At 66.7% G+C, this 19744-nt stretch carries 23 protein-coding genes and 1 tRNA gene; 8 read left to right on the forward strand and 16 right to left on the reverse strand.

Translation table 11 applies throughout. From position 1 onward, the window contains the following. Positions 1 to 94: 94 nt before the first annotated feature. From AC5RWD_RS19815 to AC5RWD_RS19825, 3 genes are all read right to left on the reverse strand, one after another. Positions 95 to 334, reverse strand: coding sequence for a helix-turn-helix domain-containing protein (locus AC5RWD_RS19815; protein ID WP_494021650.1), 240 nt, complete (start codon positions 332 to 334; stop codon positions 95 to 97). Beyond that, positions 334 to 921 (reverse strand): hypothetical protein, encoded by a 588-nt coding sequence (locus tag AC5RWD_RS19820; RefSeq protein WP_494021651.1) that lies wholly within the window; start codon positions 919 to 921, stop codon positions 334 to 336. The genes AC5RWD_RS19815 and AC5RWD_RS19820 overlap by 1 nt, the downstream gene beginning before the upstream one ends. Positions 922 to 1143: 222 nt before the next feature. Next, on the reverse strand, positions 1144 to 1632 hold the full coding sequence (locus tag AC5RWD_RS19825; RefSeq protein WP_494021652.1) for a DUF805 domain-containing protein: 489 nt from the start codon (positions 1630 to 1632) through the stop codon (positions 1144 to 1146). Between the two features lie 253 nt (positions 1633 to 1885). Here AC5RWD_RS19825 and AC5RWD_RS19830 point away from each other — a divergent pair, with 253 nt between their 5' ends. Continuing rightward, entirely contained in the window at positions 1886 to 2278 is a 393-nt protein-coding gene (locus tag AC5RWD_RS19830) for a nuclear transport factor 2 family protein (protein WP_494021653.1), read from the forward strand. 15 nt (positions 2279 to 2293) lie between these two features. Next, positions 2294 to 2626: a hypothetical protein gene (locus tag AC5RWD_RS19835; protein ID WP_494021654.1), complete on the forward strand. Its 333-nt coding sequence runs from the start codon at positions 2294 to 2296 to the stop codon at positions 2624 to 2626. Positions 2627 to 2652: 26 nt separating this feature from the next. Here the strand turns inward: AC5RWD_RS19835 and AC5RWD_RS19840 are convergent, their stop codons facing one another. Together AC5RWD_RS19840 and AC5RWD_RS19845 are read right to left on the reverse strand one after the other, a co-directional pair. After that, positions 2653 to 2847, reverse strand: a complete 195-nt coding sequence (locus tag AC5RWD_RS19840) for a hypothetical protein (RefSeq protein ID WP_494021655.1) — start codon at positions 2845 to 2847, stop codon at positions 2653 to 2655. A 104-nt stretch (positions 2848 to 2951) separates the two neighbouring features. Next, the gene (locus AC5RWD_RS19845; RefSeq protein ID WP_003801204.1) at positions 2952 to 3215 is read right to left on the reverse strand and encodes a GlsB/YeaQ/YmgE family stress response membrane protein; all 264 of its coding nucleotides are present in this window, start codon (positions 3213 to 3215) and stop codon (positions 2952 to 2954) included. A gap of 434 nt (positions 3216 to 3649) precedes the next feature. Here AC5RWD_RS19845 and AC5RWD_RS19850 point away from each other — a divergent pair, with 434 nt between their 5' ends. From AC5RWD_RS19850 to AC5RWD_RS19860, 3 genes are all read left to right on the forward strand, one after another. Beyond that, positions 3650 to 3898, forward strand: coding sequence for a hypothetical protein (locus tag AC5RWD_RS19850; protein ID WP_494021656.1), 249 nt, complete (start codon positions 3650 to 3652; stop codon positions 3896 to 3898). Positions 3899 to 3992: 94 nt separating this feature from the next. Then, a complete protein-coding gene (locus AC5RWD_RS19855) occupies positions 3993 to 5048 on the forward strand; it encodes a hypothetical protein (protein ID WP_494021657.1) in 1056 nt (351 codons plus the stop codon). 39 nt (positions 5049 to 5087) lie between these two features. Next, the gene (locus AC5RWD_RS19860; RefSeq protein WP_494021658.1) at positions 5088 to 5267 is read left to right on the forward strand and encodes a hypothetical protein; all 180 of its coding nucleotides are present in this window, start codon (positions 5088 to 5090) and stop codon (positions 5265 to 5267) included. A 118-nt stretch (positions 5268 to 5385) separates the two neighbouring features. Here AC5RWD_RS19860 and AC5RWD_RS19865 read toward each other — a convergent pair whose 3' ends face one another. The 10 genes from AC5RWD_RS19865 to AC5RWD_RS19910 all read right to left on the reverse strand — a co-directional run bounded on the left by AC5RWD_RS19865 (position 5386) and on the right by AC5RWD_RS19910 (position 16059). Beyond that, entirely contained in the window at positions 5386 to 6231 is an 846-nt protein-coding gene (locus AC5RWD_RS19865; RefSeq protein WP_494021659.1) for an aldo/keto reductase, read from the reverse strand. 113 nt (positions 6232 to 6344) lie between these two features. Further along, a complete protein-coding gene (locus AC5RWD_RS19870) occupies positions 6345 to 6788 on the reverse strand; it encodes a hypothetical protein (protein ID WP_494021660.1) in 444 nt (147 codons plus the stop codon). A 6-nt stretch (positions 6789 to 6794) separates the two neighbouring features. Then, a complete protein-coding gene (locus AC5RWD_RS19875) occupies positions 6795 to 7514 on the reverse strand; it encodes a bacterial proteasome activator family protein (RefSeq protein WP_494021661.1) in 720 nt (239 codons plus the stop codon). Between the two features lie 38 nt (positions 7515 to 7552). Then, positions 7553 to 8017: a GNAT family N-acetyltransferase gene (locus AC5RWD_RS19880; RefSeq protein WP_494021662.1), complete on the reverse strand. Its 465-nt coding sequence runs from the start codon at positions 8015 to 8017 to the stop codon at positions 7553 to 7555. A gap of 2 nt (positions 8018 to 8019) precedes the next feature. Beyond that, positions 8020 to 8241 carry a YbdD/YjiX family protein gene (locus AC5RWD_RS19885; RefSeq protein ID WP_494021663.1) on the reverse strand — a complete coding sequence of 74 codons (222 nt, stop codon included), beginning with the start codon at positions 8239 to 8241 and terminating at the stop codon, positions 8020 to 8022. Then, positions 8241 to 10541: a carbon starvation CstA family protein gene (locus AC5RWD_RS19890; RefSeq protein ID WP_494021664.1), complete on the reverse strand. Its 2301-nt coding sequence runs from the start codon at positions 10539 to 10541 to the stop codon at positions 8241 to 8243. The genes AC5RWD_RS19885 and AC5RWD_RS19890 overlap by 1 nt, the downstream gene beginning before the upstream one ends. A 210-nt stretch (positions 10542 to 10751) precedes the next feature. Beyond that, the gene (locus AC5RWD_RS19895; protein WP_494021665.1) at positions 10752 to 13580 is read right to left on the reverse strand and encodes an FtsX-like permease family protein; all 2829 of its coding nucleotides are present in this window, start codon (positions 13578 to 13580) and stop codon (positions 10752 to 10754) included. 22 nt (positions 13581 to 13602) lie between these two features. Further along, positions 13603 to 14337, reverse strand: coding sequence for an ABC transporter ATP-binding protein (locus tag AC5RWD_RS19900; protein ID WP_494021666.1), 735 nt, complete (start codon positions 14335 to 14337; stop codon positions 13603 to 13605). Further along, positions 14334 to 14948 (reverse strand): PadR family transcriptional regulator, encoded by a 615-nt coding sequence (locus AC5RWD_RS19905; protein ID WP_494021667.1) that lies wholly within the window; start codon positions 14946 to 14948, stop codon positions 14334 to 14336. The genes AC5RWD_RS19900 and AC5RWD_RS19905 overlap by 4 nt, the downstream gene beginning before the upstream one ends. A gap of 127 nt (positions 14949 to 15075) precedes the next feature. Further along, the gene (locus tag AC5RWD_RS19910) at positions 15076 to 16059 is read right to left on the reverse strand and encodes an NAD(P)H-quinone oxidoreductase (RefSeq protein ID WP_494021668.1); all 984 of its coding nucleotides are present in this window, start codon (positions 16057 to 16059) and stop codon (positions 15076 to 15078) included. A gap of 113 nt (positions 16060 to 16172) precedes the next feature. Here AC5RWD_RS19910 and AC5RWD_RS19915 point away from each other — a divergent pair. From AC5RWD_RS19915 to AC5RWD_RS19925, 3 genes are all read left to right on the forward strand, one after another. Beyond that, positions 16173 to 16260 (forward strand) — tRNA-Ser (locus tag AC5RWD_RS19915). A gap of 304 nt (positions 16261 to 16564) precedes the next feature. After that, positions 16565 to 16696, forward strand: coding sequence for a hypothetical protein (locus AC5RWD_RS19920; RefSeq protein ID WP_494021669.1), 132 nt, complete (start codon positions 16565 to 16567; stop codon positions 16694 to 16696). Positions 16697 to 16838: 142 nt separating this feature from the next. Next, entirely contained in the window at positions 16839 to 17657 is an 819-nt protein-coding gene (locus AC5RWD_RS19925) for a VOC family protein (protein WP_494021670.1), read from the forward strand. A 15-nt stretch (positions 17658 to 17672) separates the two neighbouring features. Here the strand turns inward: AC5RWD_RS19925 and AC5RWD_RS19930 are convergent, their stop codons facing one another. Further along, positions 17673 to 19694, reverse strand: a complete 2022-nt coding sequence (locus AC5RWD_RS19930) for an FAD/NAD(P)-binding protein (protein WP_494021671.1) — start codon at positions 19692 to 19694, stop codon at positions 17673 to 17675. Positions 19695 to 19744 lie beyond the last annotated feature (50 nt).

The raw sequence follows: 19744 nt of genomic DNA on the forward strand, positions 1-19744 counted from the left end.
GGCCCTCGGCGGTCGCCGTCGTCTTCCACAGCAACCACCACCTGAACGGTAGGTCCGGTGGCTTCCGGTGTCCAGACCCCGCGGGTAACCGGGATCAGGGAAAGCCAGCGGTGCCGCCCGAGGTGACCAGAAGGTCTCCGACCTGGCAGTCCAAGGCGTCACAGATGGCTGTCAGGGTGGAGAACCTGATTGCTTTGGCCCTGTCGTTTTTCAGCACCGACAGGTTCACCAGGCTGACACCGACGCGCTTGCTCAGTTCGGTCAGGGTCATCCCGCGGTCTGCCAGCAGCTCGTCGAGCCGGCAATGGATTCCTGTGGTTTCGTCCGCCGGCATCAGACCAGGCCCTCGGTGTCCTTCTGCAGCCGCCGCCCAAACTGAAAGACCCCGGCTACAAGAACTAAGGCGATGCCCAGCACCAGCGGACCGACGTTGAAGTCCAGGGAGAAGATGGAGGACTCCCCCGGCACGTGCCCGTTCGCTCCGATCAGGTCTGCCACCCAGCTCCGCGCAAGGGAATCGAGTATCTGCCCCACCGTCCCGGCCACAGCGAGGACGGTTCCGCCGGCACCAACAAGCCATGCAGAACCCGGGGTGAAGAGAATCTCGCTCCGAAGCCGGTAAGCCAGCAGGAAGATCAGCGCCAGAACGGCCAGGATACCTGTCTGGTTCAGGGCCTCCGCCCAGCCCAGCAGCGCGGCGGGGCCGGAAGGAAGGACCGGGATGGTCGCATCCAGGGCCGTGTATTCCCCGGTAGCCCCCAGCGACAATCCGGACGCCGTCTGGCGCGGCGTTGCCACAGGAAGCGTGAGCGTAACCTGCCCCGTAGAGGAGGCAACGATGCCCCACACCGTCAGGACCGTCGTCGCGACTGCAGCCGCCCCCGAGGCAACCATCAGGAAAAGCGCATCGGTTCTGGACACGATTTTCTTCCGGTCTGACGCCTCAGCGGCACTCTTGAAAACTCTCATCAATCCCCCAGTTATCGACACTCGTTAATAACGACAATCGATAACCTAGGTGTTTTACGAGCCGGTGTCAATGCCGTTTGGCCAGCCTGCTGCCCGCACAGAGGACAAAAAGGAGCCCGCCGGGACGGCCGGATAATCCGTCGTCGGCGGGCTCCTAACGGGAGTTCCCTGGACTCACGCCGTCGGCGCGTCGAACCGCTGCCCTTCGGGCTTGGACGGCAGAACGGTCAGGACCAGCAGTGCTATGCCCCCAAGGAACGGTACGAGACCCAGCAGCACAAACCAACCGCTCAGGTTCACATCGTGGAGACGCCGCACAGTCAACGCCAGGGAAGGCACGATCGTGGCGAGTCCCCAGATGGCTAGCAGGACATAGCCAACCGCTGCACCCGGACCGGGGACTGCAGTACCGTTGGCGGCCACGGTTGCCCCAGCCGAACCCCCAACTGCCGTGATGATGTTGATGATGATGCCGACCACGACCGCGACGAGCACCCACCACCAGTACTCACTCCGGCTCGCACGGCCCGAGAACGTGGCGTACTTCTTGAAAAACCGGCGGACTGCTACAGGAAAGGGCGCCCCGTAGTACGGTGCCCACAGCGGCGGTTCGCCGGCCCCCGCCTGGTAGGCCTGCTGCTGCGGATATTGCTGATAGCTCATGGATTTCCCCCCACGGGTTCTGAGTTATGAGACGAGCCCATCGTAGGGGCCAAACTGACGGAACAGCCGTTCGATGGAGAAAATTTACTGCGATTTTCACTGCATGAATGGATAAGTGCGGGAATTTCACATTCCCCGGGCCACTGACGCCGCGAGACTGGACACCGGCGATCAAATGACCATCGACACGGTACTTGCGCGGGCTTAACCTTTCCTCGCTGGGATCCGACAACGACGACGGTGAGGTGGCGAAATGGGAACCCGGGAAGATGTTGACTTGGTGCGGCGGGGTTACGAAGCGTTCGGTGCAGGCGACATGGACACTCTCCGCGGCCTGTTCACGGAGGACGCCGTCTGGCATCTGGGAGGCACCGGCGGGCTGTCCGGTGACAAGCAGGGCCTCGGCGCCATCCTCGCCTACTTCGGCGAACTGTTCACACGGTCTGACGGCACAATCAAAGTCGATCTGGATGACCTGATCGGCGGGGAAAATCACACCGTTGGCTTCCAGCGGGTGCACGCGCAACGCAGCGGTGCGGCGATCGACCAGCGCACCGTCCTCGTCTTCACACTGAAGGACGGCAAAGTCAGCGAGGTATACGAATTCCCTGAAGACACCGCCAAGGCCGCGGATTTCTGGTCCTGAGGATCGGCTGCACTCATGGCAGACGCGATGAAGTCCCTCACTGAAAGCTTCAGGAACGTGGGAGTTTCCAGGGCCTACGGGGATCCGGTCCGGCTCGGCGGGAAAGAGATCATCCCGGTTGCGCTGGTCACCTTCGGGTTTGGCGGGGGCACGGAAGGCGGTGATCCGGAAGCTGCCGGCTCCGGCGGAGGAGGAGGGGGACTCGTGTTCCCCCTGGGTGTGTATACGGACGACGACGGCGGGCGGCTGACTTTCCGCCCCAATCCCCTGTCACTGACCGCCTGCCTGCTGCCGCTGGTATGCGCCGTCGGGTTTGCGCTGCGCGGCGCTCTGCGGCCGCGGCGGTAACCTCCCCTGGTTTCGGCTTGAAGCCGCTACGCGACGTCGTCGGCGATGCTCCGGTCCGACAGGTGGGCCAGCAGTGCCCTTTCCGGATTGCCAGGGTTTTCCTCAAGGTGGCGCAACAGGCTGACGCGGACGTCGGGCCCAGTGGCAACCGCGGAAAGGACGTCGATGATGACATCCATGACCTGACGGCGCATCGTCCATTCCTCCGAAGCGTACGTCATGAGCACCTCCCAACCGGCCGCGAGCCCTTTCCCCCGAGTGAACCAGTGGGGCCGGCCCTTGTCTGGGCCGGCCCCACTCGCAGGTCCTGCGCTATGAAATCGGGTCAGACCCGGCTTCTGCGCGTGACGGCGCCGTAAATCAGCAACACAATGACGGCTCCGAGAATGGACAACAGCCAGGTCCTCAGGTCGAAGAAGTCACCCAAGCCACCACCGAAGATCAGCGAACCGATCCAGCCGCCGAGGATAGCCCCGACGACACCCAAGACGAGGGTGACAATCCAACCGCCGCCCTGCCTCCCGGGAAGAATGGCTTTTGCAATGGCCCCCGCAATCAGACCGAGCAGGAGAAATCCAAGAATTCCCATGACGCACTTTCCTTTCCACCAGACAGGTACCGCGGGTGTGGCACCAGCTATAGAGATGAGTTAATCAGCATGCTTAGTAGCTGGCAAGCACCCGTGGCCCGTGCCCTCGAAAATTCTCTTGCCAGCCCTGTGGCGCGATGCTATAAAAATCGGTATCAGCCAGTAACGGAATTTAGGTCAGGAGGGGGTCCCCGGCAGCAAATCAACGCCTCATGGACCGGGACGGGATACCGGTAAACGCAAAGCTGCTTGTTGGGCGGAGAGCTTTCAGAGAACGCCACGGCGCATAATGTGCAGATGCAGCATCATCAGCGTGCGGATCCTATTCCCGCTAAGTGGTCCCCGGATGCAGAAGCAGCCGGGGACCACATCACCCTAGCTGCAGAGGGGAACGCAGCATCCGGAGTCATTGAGCTTGTTGTGAATGGATTCCAGTGGACCAGGCGACAATCGTCAGCTACGGCCTAGGTTACATTGCCGTTGCCATAGCCGTTTTTCTTATGTTCCTGCCGGCGCTCGCAATTCTTGGCCTGCTTCTGCTCGGTGCCGGCGCCGTGCAAGCGGTCGTTCTACTCATCAACGCACTGGCCGTTGGCCTCTACAGAGCCGTCCTCAGGATGTATCACCACCTTCTGGACAAGTGGCAGAGCGGCCATGGCGGCAGACTAGCTGCCCCCCACTAGGGCGGAACCCCGCCCGGCGGAATGCGTCCCGCCGAAACCCGGCCCCGTGTTGGGGCATGCTGAAACGTGCCCGCCGAACCATATGATGGCTGTCATGGAGGAGGAACTGGAGCGCGCCGCCCAGGCACTGTACGCGCTTCCCTTCGACGACTTCGTCGCCGCGCGTACCGCCGCAGCCAAGGATGCCTCCGCATCCAACAAGTCCCTTGCCCAGGCGATCCGGACCCTGCCGAAGCCTTCTGTGGCCGCCTGGACCGTCAACATGCTGGCGCATCACAGCCCCGGCGCCGTTCAACAGCTCAGGACCCTCGGACAGACCATGCAGGAGGCGCAGGCTTCGCTGGATGCCGCAGCACTGAGGGAACTCGCCAAGGAACGGCGGAAGCTCCTGGGCACCGCTGTCGGTGAAGCACGGCTCGCCGCTGAGAAGCAGGGCCGGAAGATCAGCAGTGCAGTTGCCACCGAAGTGGAGGAGACACTGCGGGCCGCAACTGCGGACCTGGCTGCTGCCGCCGCCGTCGAAAGCGGTCTGTTGCTGCGCGGGCTGTCAGCCGACGGCGTGGACCAGCTTGATGTCAGTGAGGCGGTGGCGGTTCCGTCTGCCCTTGGCAAGCTGCCGCCACGGCCCCTCCCGCCGCAGCGGCCCAGCGGAATGCAGCGCCCTGCCGGCGGTGCACCGAAGGGCCGCCGGGAACCATCCGCCGAGACGGCTCCGGCCGGCCAGCGCACAAGGGTCCAGCCCCGGAAGGCGCCGGCCGGAACGGAGCGCGCTGCCGACGCCGTCGAGACCGAAAAACCGCGGCTCCGGGCCGTCCGCACCGCGCCCCGGCCCGTCACACCGTCCCTGCTGGAGAAGGCCGAGGCGGCGCTGGCGGAGGCCGAGAATGCGGCCGCTGATGCCGCCGACGAGGCCGCGCGCCGCGCCCAGGCCCAGGAGGAAGCCGCGGCAGCCTTCGACCAGCTCACGACGGAAGTCAGCGAGGCACGGCAGCGGCTCCGGGCCTTGGAGCTCTCACTCGATGCCGCGCGGAAGGAACGTGAGACGGCTGCCGCCGAGGCGAAGCAGTACGCCCGGGCGGCGGAGAAAACAAAGCGGTCGGCGGTACTGGCCAAGGAACGTGTGCTCCGGCTCCGCAACACGCCGGAGTGAACTTCCGAAAATGTCAGACCCCGGTTGCACGATGGAGGCATGGAAAATAATTCAGAGTTCCACGTAACTTACTTCGACGCCGACTGCGGCCGGATCCGCACCGAGGTCTTCGACACCCTGGCGGCGGCAGAGCGTTTCGCCAGCCGCAACATCACCGGCGAGGACAGCTGGGCCGTCGTCGACGCCGTCGCCGTCCAGCGGGAACAACTGGCGGCTTAGGCCGGGCCCGGGGCTGAACAGCCAGCCCCGAACGGCCGGACCTGGTCAACGCGGAAAGGCCCCGCCCCGTCCGGGTCAGCGAACGTTGGCGGGGCCTCCCCGGTGGCAGCCCGGGAACTTAGGCGAAGTCAGAGACTGCCGGGTCCGGGCCGATCCTGCCGGTACCTTCTGCGGTGCGGTCCAGCCCGTTGATGGCCGCAACGTCCTCGGCGTCCAGGGTGACGTTCAGGGCGTCAAAGTTCTCACGGATCCTGGACTCGGTGACGGACTTGGGGATGACAACGTTTCCGATCGCAAGGTGCCATGCGATGACCACCTGCGCCGGAGTGGCGTCGTGCTTCTGGGCAATGCCGGCAATAACCGGATCCTCGAGGAGCTCACCGCCCTGGCCCAGCGGAGACCAGGCCTGGGTCAGGATGCCCTGCGAGGCATTGAATTCCCGCAGTTCCGTCTGGCTGAAGTACGGGTGCAGTTCCACCTGGTTGATGGCCGGAACCACGCCGGTCTCGTCGATGATCCGTTGCAGGCCTTCGATGGTGAAGTTTGAGACGCCGATGGACTTGACCTTGCCGCGCTTCTGAAGTTCAATCAGCGCCTTCCAGGTGTCCACGTACTTGTCCTGCTTGGGCTGGAGCCAGTGGATGAGGTACAGGTCCAGCGTTTCAAGGCCCAGGCGCTCCAGTGACTCCTCGAACGCGGCAAGCGTGGACTCGTAGCCCTGGTCGGCGTTCCACAGCTTGGTGGTGATGAAAATTTCCTCAGGCGAAAGCCCGGAGCTGGCGATCGCGCGGCCCACGCCGGATTCGTTGCCGTAGATCTTGGCGGTGTCGATGTGCCGGAACCCGGCCTGGAAAGCCTGGAAGACAACCTTCTCGGCTACGTCGTCTTCAACCTGCCAAACCCCGTAGCCCAGCTGGGGAATGGTGTTGCCGTCATTGAATGTCAGTGTTGGTGAAGAAGTCATTTGCCCATCCTGCCAACAATCGGACGTGGTCCGCACGGAATATGACGAAGCTAAGCTAGCCGCGTAAAGGCGCGTCACGGGGAATATTTCGGCGGGGCAGGAATCCCGGCCCGTCAGGCCTCCGAGAGGCGCCGTTCGGCGTCGGCCACCTGCTCAAAAACAGTCTCCGCCCGGCGCCAGACGGAAGCCGCGCCAACGGGGACGGGTCCCACGGCGAGCCTGAGCATCGCAGCCGCCTCTGCGGTGGCGGCCAGCGAATTGCCCGCCTTGGACAGCGAGCGGTGGACACCGGCCAGATTGTGCGGAATGTCCAGGCCGTCGCTGGGCGAGCGCCGCTGCGCCTCAACGCAGATCTCCCGGACCCGTCCGGAGAGTCCGGCCAGCTGGTTGGCTATCTCGACCAGCTCTCCGTAGAGCTGGTCGTCCTCCACACCCTCAAGCACCTGGTGGTACCGGTCCAGTCCGCGGTGGAATCGGTCATGGGCACGGCGCCATAAGCCCTTGCCAAGTTCGGCGTCGTCTTTCCGCCCTTGCCGGGCGGCCGTGAAAAATCCCAAAGGGGCCTACAAATACTGGCCGGGGCCGTGGTCGGAGTCTTCCTTGCGGCCCGGATGCAGCGGGTCGGTGCCCGGATTGGGTGCCGTGGCACGCTGCGGCTCGCCGTTCTCACCGATGACGACGCCGGGCGCAATGACGGTGCCTGGCGGAAGCTGCCGGAGCTGCATCTGGGCGAGCGTGTGTTCCCGGGCTGCGTGCTGGGCGGCAATGGCCGTCTGGATGCCATGAAACAGGCCTTCCAGCCAGCCCACCAGCTGGGCCTGCGCGATCCGCAGTTCGGCGTCCGACGGCGTGCCGTCTTCCGGGAAGGGCAGGCTGATCCGTTCCAGCTCCTCCACCAGTTCTGGCGCCAGGCCGTCCTCAAGCTCCCGGATGGAGCGCTCGTGGATCTCCGCCAGGCGGCCCCGCGCGGCGTCATCCAGGGGCGCCGACTTCACCTCTTCCAGCAGTTGCCGGATCATGGTGCCGATCCGCATCACTTTGGCCGGCTCATCCACGAGGTCCTGCAGGCTGGCCCTTTTCGATTTTTCGGACTCGGCGGGGCTTCCGGGAGCACCCGCATCCAGCGTGGTGCCCTCCACGGGTTCCTCGTCCTGCGGCACGGATGAGGGCACTGAAGCCTCCGCCGCCTGCTGCGCCGTGTCCTGAACGCCCGGCTGGCCGGGCTGGACGGCGGCCTGCGGAGCCGCCGTCCGGGTGGTTTGAGTGTCTTCGGGATCGCTCATGCGTTCATACTCTCACGGTGCCGGAATACGGAGTCCAGTCAATGAAGCTCCTTGACCAGGATTTCGCCTTCGTCCATAGCGAAACCGCATTTGCGGTAGAAGCCGACGGCGTACGTGTTGGCCGGAACCCACACTTCGGTCACTGCATTGCCCCTCATCCATGCTTCCATTTCGGCAATAAGCGCACGGCCGATACCACGGCGCCGCCAGCCGGCCCGGGTTCCCATCTCCATCAGCAGCAGCTCGGCCCAGGGACCGGGCGTCCGGCGCCGCTGGATGCAGCAGTGGAGGAATCCCACGGTCTGTCCCCCGGACTCGGCCAACCAGAAGAGAACCGAGGGGTCGGCGAGGAACTCCCGGGCGCCGTCAGGGTTTAGTTCCCCCGACGGCGCGATCCGCGGGTCCTCGTCAAAGAGGTTGTCCGTAGCCGCCAGCGCGATGAGCGCGCCGGCATCCGCCGGCCCGATCCTGCGGACGGCCAATTCGGCCGGCAATGAAGCCACGGTCAGCAGCACCTGCCCTGCGGGTTGGTGTCCTGCCGGTCGGTCCGGTCCCGCCAGAACGCGCGCTCGTCCATGGGCGGCCTGCCGTGGCCGGCCGCCGCATGGTGCTCCAGATACTTCCGGTACGCGTCGGCGCCCATGACTCCCTGCAGGTACCGCGCGAAGCCGCGCAGCGCCTGCAACACGGGGGGCAGCAAGCCGCCCAATCCCGTTCCGGCGCTCATCAGTGATGGCCCGCCCGCTCGGCACGCAGGTCCGCGGGCAGCGTGTTCCATTCCGCCATGAGCTCGCGTTCGGCCGGGGTGGGAACCAGCCCGGCGGGCGCGTACACCTGCGAAGGATGCGGCCGGTCCTCGTTGTTGACGTTGGGAACGCCGGCCGTGGTGTTCCGGAAGGCCTTCACCGTGGCCGCCACCGCTGTGACGATCACAATAATGCTCAGGACCACGAAGATGACGGACAGCCAGCCCTGGATCATGGTGTTGCGGACCACCGCCTCCATGGCCGCGGTGGTCTTGGCCGTGCCGAAGGAGGTCTTCCCGTCGGCCAGCGCCTTGCTGAAGGCCGCGTTGTTGGCGAAGTACCCCACCGTCGGGACGGAGGAGAAGATCTTGTGGATGCTCGCCGTGATGGTGACGACGGCGGTAAAAGCCAGCGGCACAGCAACAATCCACAGGAACCTGAAGGAGCCGCGCTTCGCAGCGATGGCCATGCACACCGCCAGCGCGATCGCGGCCAGCAGCTGGTTGGCGATGCCGAACAGCGGGAACAGGGTGTTGATGCCGCCCAACGGATCGGTGACGCCCATCAGCAGCACCGCGCCCCAGGCCCCCACCATGATGGCCGTGCAGAGCCACGCGCCGGGCCGCCAGGACGCTTCCTTGAACTTCGGGGCAAAGTTCCCGACCGAATCCTGCAGCATGAACCGCGCGACCCGGGTACCGGCGTCGACCGCCGTGAGGATGAACAGCGCCTCGAACATGATGGCGAAGTGGTACCAGAAGGCCATCATGCCGGTGCCGCCGATGAACTGCTGCATGATGTGGGCGAGGCCCACGGCCAGCGTCGGTGCACCGCCGGAGCGCGAGACGATGCTTTCCTCGCCCACATTCGCGGCGGTCCGGGCCAGGACGTCGGGAGTGATGTTGACGCCGGCCAGGCCGAGCCCGTTGACCCACTGGGCCGCCGTCTCCACCGTTCCTCCGGTCAGCGCCACGGGGGCGTTCATGGCGAAGTAGATCCCGCGGTCGATCGAAATGGCCGCCACGAGCGCCATGATGGCGACGAAGGACTCCATCAGCATGCCGCCGTACCCGATGAAGCGGGTCTGTCGCTCCTTCTCGATGAGCTTCGGCGTGGTGCCGGAGGAAATCAGGGCGTGGAAGCCGGACAGCGCGCCGCAGGCAATGGTGACGAACAGGAACGGGAACAGCGCACCGGAGAAAACCGGCCCGTTCTCGCGGCCGGCGAACTCGCTGAAGGCTGGAACGGTGATTTCGGGGCGCACGACGATGATGGCTACGGCGAGCATCACAATCACGCCGATCTTCATGAACGTCGACAGGTAGTCGCGCGGTGCAAGCAGAAGCCACACAGGCAGGATGGCAGCGATGAAGCCGTAGACAATCAGGCCCCACGCGATGGTGACCTTGTCCAGGTGGAAGAACGCCGCACCCCACTCGGTGCCGGCCACGGCGCCGCCGCCGATGATCGCCGCCATCAGCAGAACGAAGCCGATGATGGAAACCTCCATGACCTTGCCTGGACGCAGGTACCGCAGGTACACGCCCATGAACAGCGCGATCGGGATGGTCATGCCTACTGAGAAGACACCCCAGGGGCTCTCCCCCAGCGCATTGACGACGACGAGCGCAAGGATCGCCACGATGATCACCATGATCAGCAGGGTGGCCACGAGGGCGGCGGTGCCGCCGATGACACCGAGCTCTTCGCGTGCCATCTGGCCGAGGGAACGGCCGCCGCGGCGCATGGAGAAGAACATGACCAGGTAGTCCTGGACGGCGCCGGCAAGGACGACGCCGATGATGATCCAGATGGTGCCGGGGAGATAACCCATCTGGGCGGCGATAACGGGCCCCACGAGCGGGCCGGCTCCGGCGATGGCCGCGAAGTGGTGTCCGAAGAGGACGTTCCGGTCCGTGCGGACGTAGTCCTTGCCGTCGGCTTTATATTCGGCCGGCGTCGCGCGGCGGTCATCAGGCTTGAGCAGGTACCGCTCAATGACCTTCGAGTAAAAGCGGTAGCCGATCAGGTAGGTGCACACCGAGGCAAACACGAACCAGATGGCGTTGACCGTTTCGCCCCTGACGATCGCCAGCATGACCCAGGCCACGCCGCCCAGGAGCGCGATGGCCACCCAGATGGCGATCTTCGCAGGGGTCCATCTGCGCTCCTCGGCGTCGCGGACCGCGTCATCAACGGACGTCGGCGGCAGCGATTCATCGACGTCGGGATTCAGGTCCCCGTCCGCCGTTCGGGTCCCGTCCTCAGGCATGGTGCCCATGTCTCCTCCTTGAGATTCCCAAGTGGCACGGAATGTGCCACGGGCACCCTACCAACGGGTAAGGCTCTGATCGCGGCCATTTGCGGGGTGCTCCCCAAGGAATCGGCGAGCGGTCCCGTTACCGCGGTGAACGGCTTCCAGTACCTCGGTGAACGGACGGCCTGCCGGACCATCCCGCACCCGTCCCGTGCCGGCCCGCAGGCACAGCTGTCAGGAACCGAGAGTTCGCCGGGACACCGGCAGGCGGGCACGGGCAAAGGCCCAGGCCAGTGCGCTGCCGGTCAGTGGCACCGCAACGAGCAGGGCCAGCAGCGGCAACCACGGAACGACCGGCTCCGCAAACATCCGGGTGGCCCCGATGAGGAGGACCGAGGGCACCACCCCTGCGGCCACTCCCAGCGAGGTGCCAAGGGACGCGGTCATGAGGGACTGCGCACCGGCCAGTGCCTTCCGCAGCCGCGGCGGCGCCCCGACGCCGGCCAGCGTCATGTGGTCCGCCCGGGCATCGGCGAGCGCCAGGCCCGTGGTGATGCCGGCGGCGCTGAGCGTGATGAGTGCGCTGGTGCCAACGATCAGCCACAGCAGTTCGGACCCGGTCCGGTCTGCTCCCGGCTCAACGTAGAAGCCCATCGCCTGGATCCGGTAAACCTGCGCGAGTGCCGCCGATGCCCTGTCCTGTTCAGCGGCTTCCGGGTATGCGGACAGCTGGGCGAGCAGTACTGAGTTGTCGAAGTGGATACCCAGCCTGGACGCGGTACCCGGAGGGATGACGCCGTAGAACGGCACCGGCACGTCCGGCGCGTCCACAACCGCGGGCAGCCCGGTATTGGTCAGGGGCTTGTAGGCAACGCCGGAACCGGAGCCGGGAACGGGTTGGCGCACGTCATAGGACTGCAACGTGGTTTCCCCATCCTTAACGAAGACCGGGTTGCTGACCACCATTCCGCCGCTGTTCAGTGCGGCCACCGCGGCGGGGCTGGGCTCCCGGCCCAGCAGAGCCCGCAGCTCGTCGACGCCGCCAACGACCACCGGCGGAAGCTGGCCGGCGGCGCCGGCGGGGAACATCGATCCGTTGCACCGCCAGTCCTGCCCATCCAGGACGCGGCCCTGCGGGGTGGCAGGGCATTCCTGGCCGGCCGGTACGGCGAGCCTGTATTGCCGGCAGTCCACTGCGCCAATATCGGCGGGAGGGGATCCGCCGGCGGCCGCCCGCATGTCGCACTTGCTCAGCACCGGACCCCTTAGGATCTGCGTCCACTGCACGGTGCTGACCTCCCGCTGCAGCGCCGCGGCTACGGCAGCCGGGTCAATGGGCGGGACAGAGGCCCCCGGTGATTGGACGGGAGAGGTCTCCAGCGGCAGCGAGACCTGGTTTTCCTGCGCAGCCCACATATGCGCGCGCGTTGCCTCCTCCATCTGGCTCGCGGAGAGCACCATCGCCGCACTGGCCAGCGTGGCGGCGGCGAGGACTGCCGCCACGGCGGGAACCGTGCGGCTCCGGTTCCTGGCAGAGTCACGGGCGGCCATCCGCAGCGGCAGCGGCAGCCAGGCGGTGCGTGCAGTCAGGACCTTCACGAACGTCGCGGTGAGCAGCACCAGAGCCGCAACCGCCAGGACCGCACCGCCGGTGAGCAACGCCGCGACCAGCGGGGTGCGGGCAGCGACGGCGTCCAGGTCACCGGTCAGCCCCAGCGTTCGCCCGGCCGCCAGGCTGATGATGGCCGCAACCAGGAGAAGGACTCCCACCCTCGCCGGCCAGGGCCCCGAAACGGCGGGTGCGCGGCCGGACTTCAAGGCACCGAGCACCGCCTGCCGCGCAACCTGCCGGGCAGGGACCACGGCGGCCAGGAAACATGCCAGCAGGCCCATGGCCATGGCAGCGGCAGTGGGCAGGATGTCCAGGTGGAAGCCGGGGAAACGGACCGAGCCCAGGTGCCTTGCTATGCCCACCACCGCCGCAGCCCCGCCGGCCCCCAGCACGGCACCGGCAACCACCGCGAGAGTCCCAAGCCATAGCCCGGCGGCGGTCACCACCGCCCGCACCGTGGGTGCTTCAGCGCCGCTGGCGGCAAGCAGGGCGAGCTCCCGGACCTGGCGCTTCGCTCCCACAGCAAACGCTGCCCCGGCCAGCAGGCCCACTTCGAGCAGGGCAAGTGCCCCGATCAGCACGCCGGTAACGTAGCCGGCGGCGTCCATGGCCCCTGAGCCGGAGCCAGTGCCCGAGGGGACCGGCGGGTCGAGTGCCACAGTGCGGGAGAGCACAGCGATGCCGTCCCTGTTCAGGTCACGGATCTGGTCCCAGGTAACGGGTTTTGTTCCCACGAGGTAATACATCGTTTCGCCGAGCGGACTCCGCTGGGCGGGCGGGCTGCCCATGGCAGCCTGCCCCGGCTTCAGGAACAGGATCGGATTGCCGTCCGAGTAGGTGGCATCCCGAAGGGTGCCGACGACGGCGAAGGTGCCGTCCGCCGTCGTCAGCCTGTCGCCCAGGCGGATACCGAAGCGTTCCAGCGCTCCGGGCGAGACGAGGATTTCATCACCGGCGGCGGGCGGCCTGCCCTGCAGGAGTGTGTATTTGCCGGTGAAGGCGGGGTTCAGGGAGTCGACGGCCTTGGCCATCACCGGGACGTCGGACGCGCCGCCACCCGAGGCGCGGGCCCTGACCGTGAGTGTGAGCTGCGTTTCGGTGAGGACCTCGTAACCTGCCGGGATGGCGTCCCGCGGGTTCCCTGGTGTGAAGTCCGGATCGACGGTGAAGTTCCGCGTGATGATTGCCGTTTCAAGCACCGGGTCCTGCACCGTCTCGGCATTCGAGGCAGGCATGCTGCGGAGCCGCGCCTGCGTGCTGCCCAGCTGGTACTGCACGCGTTCGGCCGGCGTTTCCTGCATGCTTTGCGCCAGTGCCGCGGCACCGGTCATGCCGGCAACGGGCAGCAGGATCAGCAGGATGATCAGCAGGGAGCGGCCGCGGTGCCGGCTGATGTCCCGGCGCGCCATCCGAAGGGCAAGACGGAAACTGTGCCACCGGTCATAAGGCACGGGCGCAACATCCAGGGCCATCTCAGCCGGCCGGTGTCAGGAGAACTGCCGGATCGTGCATCGCCACTGCCTCATCCACGATCCGGCCGTCGCGGATGAACACCACGCGGTCCGCCCACGCGGCATGGCGGGCCTCGTGCGTGACCAGCATGACGGCGGCGCCGGCGTCGGCGCGGGAGCGGAGCACCTCCATCACGCCGTGGCCGGTGGTGGAATCCAGCGCGCCGGTGGGTTCGTCGGCGAGGATCAGCCGGCGGCTTCCCACAATGGCGCGGGCGATGGCCACGCGCTGCTGCTGCCCGCCGGACATTTCATCCATGAACCGGTCCGCGAGATCGGGGATCCCCACCTGCCGAAGGGCATCCAGCGCCTGCCGGTGTGCTTTCCTGGCCGGCAGGCCGTCGAGTTCGAGCGGCAGTGCGACATTTTCCACGGCAGATAGCGTCGGAACCAGGTTGAAGTCCTGGAAGACGTAGCCCACGGCACGGCGGCGGAGCCGTGCCAGCGCGTTCAGTCCCAGCCCCGCCAGGGGCGTTGACTCCACAAAGACACCGCCCGACGTCGGCCGGTCCAGTCCGCCGGCCAGCGCCAACAGCGATGATTTCCCGGAGCCGGACGGCCCCATCACCGCAACGAATTCCCCGGCGTTGACGGTGAGGTCCACGTCCCGCAGGGCGGCAACGGCCGTCGCTCCCTGCCCGAATGTCCTGCTGACCTTGGCGAGCTCAAGGACCTGCTGCGGTCCCTGCACGCTCACCGGCGGTTCTCCGCTGTGAGCGGGGCAGCGTCTTCCGCAGTGGCCCCGGTGGATGGCCTGCGTGCCGGGCCGCGCGTCCCGGAGGCCTGCGCAAGCTGCACCATCCTGGCCTCGCACAGGTCCAGCCAGCGGATCTCCGCCTCGGTCTGGAAGATCAGCGAATCCAGCACCAGCAGCCAGGCCGTGTCCGCGGCCCGCTGGTTGGCCGCGGTGTCCCGCCGGGACTTCGTGTAGTCCTGCAAGGCGCGCATGGAAGCGGCGCGCTGGGCTTGGATGATTGCTGCCACGTCCACCCCTGGCAGGGTGACGGCGAGCGCCAGCTTGATGGCGAGCTCGTTCCGCGGTGGATTGCTGCGTTCCACCGGCGTCGCAAACCAGCCCTGGACCTCCGCCCTGCCGGCCTCCGTGATGCTGTACACGACGTGGCCTTCGCCGTCGCCGCCGTCGTTGCTGACGAGGCCATCACGTTCCAGCCGGTCGAGGGTGGTGTAGACCTGCCCGATGTTCAGCGGCCAGGTGGATCCCGTGCGGTCTTCGAATTCGACCCTGAGCTGGTAGCCGTAACGCGGCTGGTCCTGCAGGAGGGCGAGGAGGCTATGGCGGATGGACATCTGGCTCCTTGGCTGGAAGTCGGCGGTATGCACACGCCCCCAAGACGCGTGCATACCGCGTATGGTCCGAGCCTAGTCCGTCCTCGGGCGAATCGCAATACTGAGTATCTACCGCTCCCGCTCGGCGCTACATCACCAGCAGGACCTTGCCCACGTGTTCGCCGGAGTCGAAATACTTGTGGGCCGCCCTGGCCTGGTCCAGCGGAAAGGTCTTGGCCACCAGCGGGTGGATCCGGCCCTCAGAGACGAGGGGCCACACGGAGTCCCGGACCGCCGTCATGATGACGCCCTTCTCCGCGGCCGGCCGGGGCCGGAGCGCCGTGGCCACGACGGCTGCACGCTTACGCAGCAGCTGGCCGAGGTCCAGCTCCCCCTTGGCGCCGCCCTGGAGGCCGATGACGACGAGCCGGCCGTAATCCGCCAGTGCGTCGACGTTCTTCTGCAGGTACTTCGCGCCCACCACATCCAGGATGACGTCGGCACCCTTGCCGCCGTTCTGCGCGCGGAGGCTCTCGGCGAAGTCTTCCTCCGCATAATTGATGGCGATGTCCGCACCCAGAAACGCCTTGGCGGTGCTGACTTTTTCCTCCGTCCCGGCGGTGGCTGCCACGGTAGCGCCCAGCGCCTTGGCCAGCTGGATGGCCATGGTGCCGATGCCTCCCGTGGCGCCGTGGATCAGGACCGTCTCCCCCGGCTGCAGCTGCGCGGTCATGACCAGGTTTGAATAGACGGTGGCCGCCACCTCAGGCAGGGCGGCAGCGGTAACCAGATCGACGCCGTCGGGAATCCTCAGCACCTGTTCCGAGGGCACCGCGACCTGCTGCGCATAGCCGCCGCCGGACAGCAGCGCCACGACCTTGTCCCCGATGGAAAACGGCTTGGTCACGCCGGGGCCGAACCCCGCGATCCTGCCGGAAACCTCCAACCCGGGAATCTCCGAGGCGCCCGGCGGCGGCGGGTAGTAGCCCCTCCGCTGCTGGACGTCGGCGCGGTTCAGGCCCGCCGCCACAACATCGATGAGGACCTCGCCCTGGCCCGGCTCGGGAGCCGGCACCTCGCGGATGTCCAGCACTTCCGGCCCGCCGGGCTCCGAGATAAAGACGGCTTTCATGGCGAACTCCCGATTTCTAGCTGATTCCTGCCCCAAAAATACTGTGCACCGGCGACAACTGCCACGCGGCGATTTTTGTTGCAGCCAACTGCCTATGAAACACTACTAGTTAGGGAAGGTTGTCCGAGCGGCCGAAGGAGCTGGTCTTGAAAACCAGTGTGCGGTAACCCCGTACCAAGAGTTCGAATCTCTTACCTTCCGCGCAGGGCCGGCGGCGTGCGAAAAGCACCGCGATGACGGCCATTTTGAAGGCCGGCCGGGCCAATCGAAAGGGTTGGTTCGGCCGGCCTTTTGCGTGCGCAGGCAGTGGCCACGCGTACGGGCAAGTAGGAGTGCGGATGGTCGCCCGAAAATCAGGTAATCCGAGTACCTGCCCTGCAGAATTCGAGTACGCCCCACTCATGCGCGGCCGTGGCCGAAGGCGTTCACTTGTATCAGCACCGCTCTTTCCCGCGACCGCGGGAGGGAGAGTCCGCATCCACGGTTGCATGTGGGGGTCGAGGTCATGAGCAAGGCTGAGAAGCAAAGCCTGCGGTACTCGGACTACTACTGGTGCATGTCACTGAAGGACTTCATCGAGTGGGTCGAGGCCGACGACGACCAGGAACCCGGCACGTCATATTCGGACCAGCGCTGAGCGAACCCACGGCGCCGGCAGCTGCCCGTTGAAGCCCCCGGCCGCCCATTGAAACTGTCGCACCCCCGGCATAGTGTCTGTCCTGTCCGTAGTAACTCCATGACCTGCGGAGACATCCCGCACAGCACACCAGGAGCAGACTATGCCCACCCCTGAAATCACGGCCGGCGCACCCTGCTGGATTGATCTCATGACCACCGACACCAACCAGGCGAAGCAGTTCTATGGCGAACTGTTCGGCTGGGATTTCCAGACCGGAGACCAGGAAAAGTACGGCGGCTACATCACCGCCACCAAGAACGGCAAGAGCGTGGCCGGCATCATGCAGAAGCAGGAGGACCAGGCCACCATGCCGGACACATGGTCCGTGTACCTGCGCACCGACGACGTCGCCGCAACGGCCGCGGCGGTCACGGCCAACGGCGGCCAGGTCTACATGGAGCCCATGGATGTCCCGGAACAGGGCCACATGGCCTTCTTCGGCGACGTCTCAGGGGCCACCATCGGCGCGTGGCAGCCCCGTGAAATGCGCGGCTTCGACCTTGTTGCCGAGCCGGGCGCGTCGGCCTGGCATGAGCTCCACACGAAGGACTACGCCGCTGCGGTGAAGTTCTACCAGGACGTGTTCGGCTGGAACACCGACGTCATGAGCGACACCCCGGAGTTCCGCTACACCACCCTGGGCTCAGGCCGGGACGCGAAGGCCGGCATCTACGACGCCACAGCCGACCTTCCCGGCGAAGTCCCCTCCAACTGGGTCATCTACTTCGCCGTCGAGGACGCTGACGCCGCCATCGACAAAGCTGTCAGCCTGGGGGCGACCCTCGTCGACGGGCCGGATGACACCCCCTTCGGCCGGCTGGCGACGCTGACGGACCCCACCGGGGCCCGGTTCAAACTCATCGCCGACACTGGCCAGGGCGAGGCGGGCGTCGAGACCGGCGGACAGGGCGCCCTATAGCCGCGTTGTCGCGGTTCAGGCAGCGGGACCTGAAGAAACGTTTGGGGGAAGGCCGAGGATGGCGCGGGCGATCTCGTCGGCGTCGCGGAGGGTGCGCTGCCCGCTGGGGTACACCGGACCGGACTGCTGGGCCGCTTCGGCGGCGATGGCCGTTCCCCACTGGGCAGCCGAAAGCTGAAGCCCCAGCACGTACATCCCGTCGGTGACCTGGCCGTTGGCCGCAACCGGCCGGTACGGGTGCGGGCGGACGTCGAGGCCGGAGGACTGCACCGGCGTGCCTTCCACCGTCATCATGGTCCGTGGCCGCACGAGCCCGTCGGCGAGAAGCTGCTCCAGCAGCGGGGACTCGTTGAGGGCCACCCGGTTGGCTGGCGCCAGCGCCTCCACCAGCGTGTGCGCTTCCGCGGCACCGCCCTGCACCCACGGCGAGGCGGCGGTGAAGGCGCGCTTCCCGCGGGCCACGCCGAACTTGGGATCCGGACCCACAAAGCTGACAATTCCGGCGCGTGCCAGTGCCGCCAGCTGCTCGGACCGCAGCGCCGGAGGGCCGCTGGCGAGGCCCTCCACCAGCGACTCAAACCAGCCCCGCAGGCCGGCGACCCAGGACTCATCGGTGATCCCGCCGTCGGCCACCACCGTTTTCAGCACGGCTCGGCCGTGGTGCAGCGCCCCGATGGCCATCTTGACGGGGTCGTCCTCGCCGAGCGCGGAGCGGCGCGCATCGTCGTCGAGGTAGTCGACGACGGCGGCATCCAGTTCGGCCCGCGAAGCGAACGTCCGCCCGGACAGCGGGGCGGCAAGGCCCCGCAGGTCCAGCCTGCTGCCCGGTTGGACATGGCGGCCCACGACGGCGTTGAAGTCCTCTTCCCACCGGCCGGTGCTGTGGGCATGCGGGTGCAGCGCCTCGTCCAGCTCTTTGCGGAACGAGGCATGGTCCTGAACGGCATCGGGCTGCGAGCGCAGCAGGGTTGTGTAATAGGCCCAGAGCGCGTCCCGGTGCAGGAGCGGCCAGAGGTCGTGATCGAACGCCGGAACAATTCCGGCCGCCGTAAACCGCTGCAGTGCCTTCCCGGTGAAGTAGCGGAGCGTGACCGACGACGGGTAGTAGCCGGAGAGGGTGGCCTTGGACCGGTACGGCGTTCCGCGGCGGGACGCGGCGAAGATGATGGGTTCCTGGCCCGAAGGCAGGTACTCGAGCCCGTCCCCGGACTCCACGAACTTCCCTCCCCTGCCCTCCGTGAGCTGGCCCATCACGTCGAAGAAGTTCAGGCCCATCCCGCGGACCAGTACTGGCTCCCGGGCAGGAATCGCGCTCCAGTCGACGTCGGCAGGGACGGCGGGCGGGAAGTAACGCAGGCCGAATTGGGCGGCGGCAGCCTGCAGTTCGCGCTGTTCCGGGCTGAGGCGGGACGCGAGGTGGCCGAGCGCAAGGACGACGGAATCGACGGTGAGGGTCACGCCGTCGTTCTGACCGCCCTCCTTCCGTTCGTGGTCGTTCAGTCCATCCCTGTTCAGTCCGTCCCCATTCAGTTCGACGGCGAACGTGCCGTCCGGCTGCCGGCGCGCAGCGGTGGCCGTCGCCTGGTGCATCTCGACTGTGACGCCGTCGGGCAGCGCGGCGAGCAGCTCCTCCAGGGTGGACCGCAGGTAAAGGCCGTAGATGGCCCGGCTGGGGAAGTCACCGGATCCCAGCACGGCGAGCTCTGCCCGCTCGTCGTCGGAAAGCTCCGGCAGGGGGCTGTGCTGCTGGGCTGTGCGCCAGCGGTCGAAGGTGGTGCCCGCCACCGGCGCGGCCAGCCCCGTGTCCTCAGGAACCAGCGTGGGATAGAACGCCTGCGTGTTCATCAGGTAGAGGCGCGACTGTCCGGGCTGCCAGACGTGCCCCGGACCGGCGGGAAACGGATCGATGACATCGATGTGCAGGCGGGCTCCGGCGGGACGGGCCGCCGACCAGTTGGCGAGCAGCCGCTCCAGCACGCTGGTACCCCGCGGACCGGCGCCAATCAGCGCCGTCCGGATGCTCTGCGAAATAACCACGCCTTCCAGAGTATCGGCATGTGACTTGCTAGCTGAGCGGGGATGTTGTT

The sequence above is a fragment of the Arthrobacter sp. CMU6 genome, from assembly GCF_059090205.1.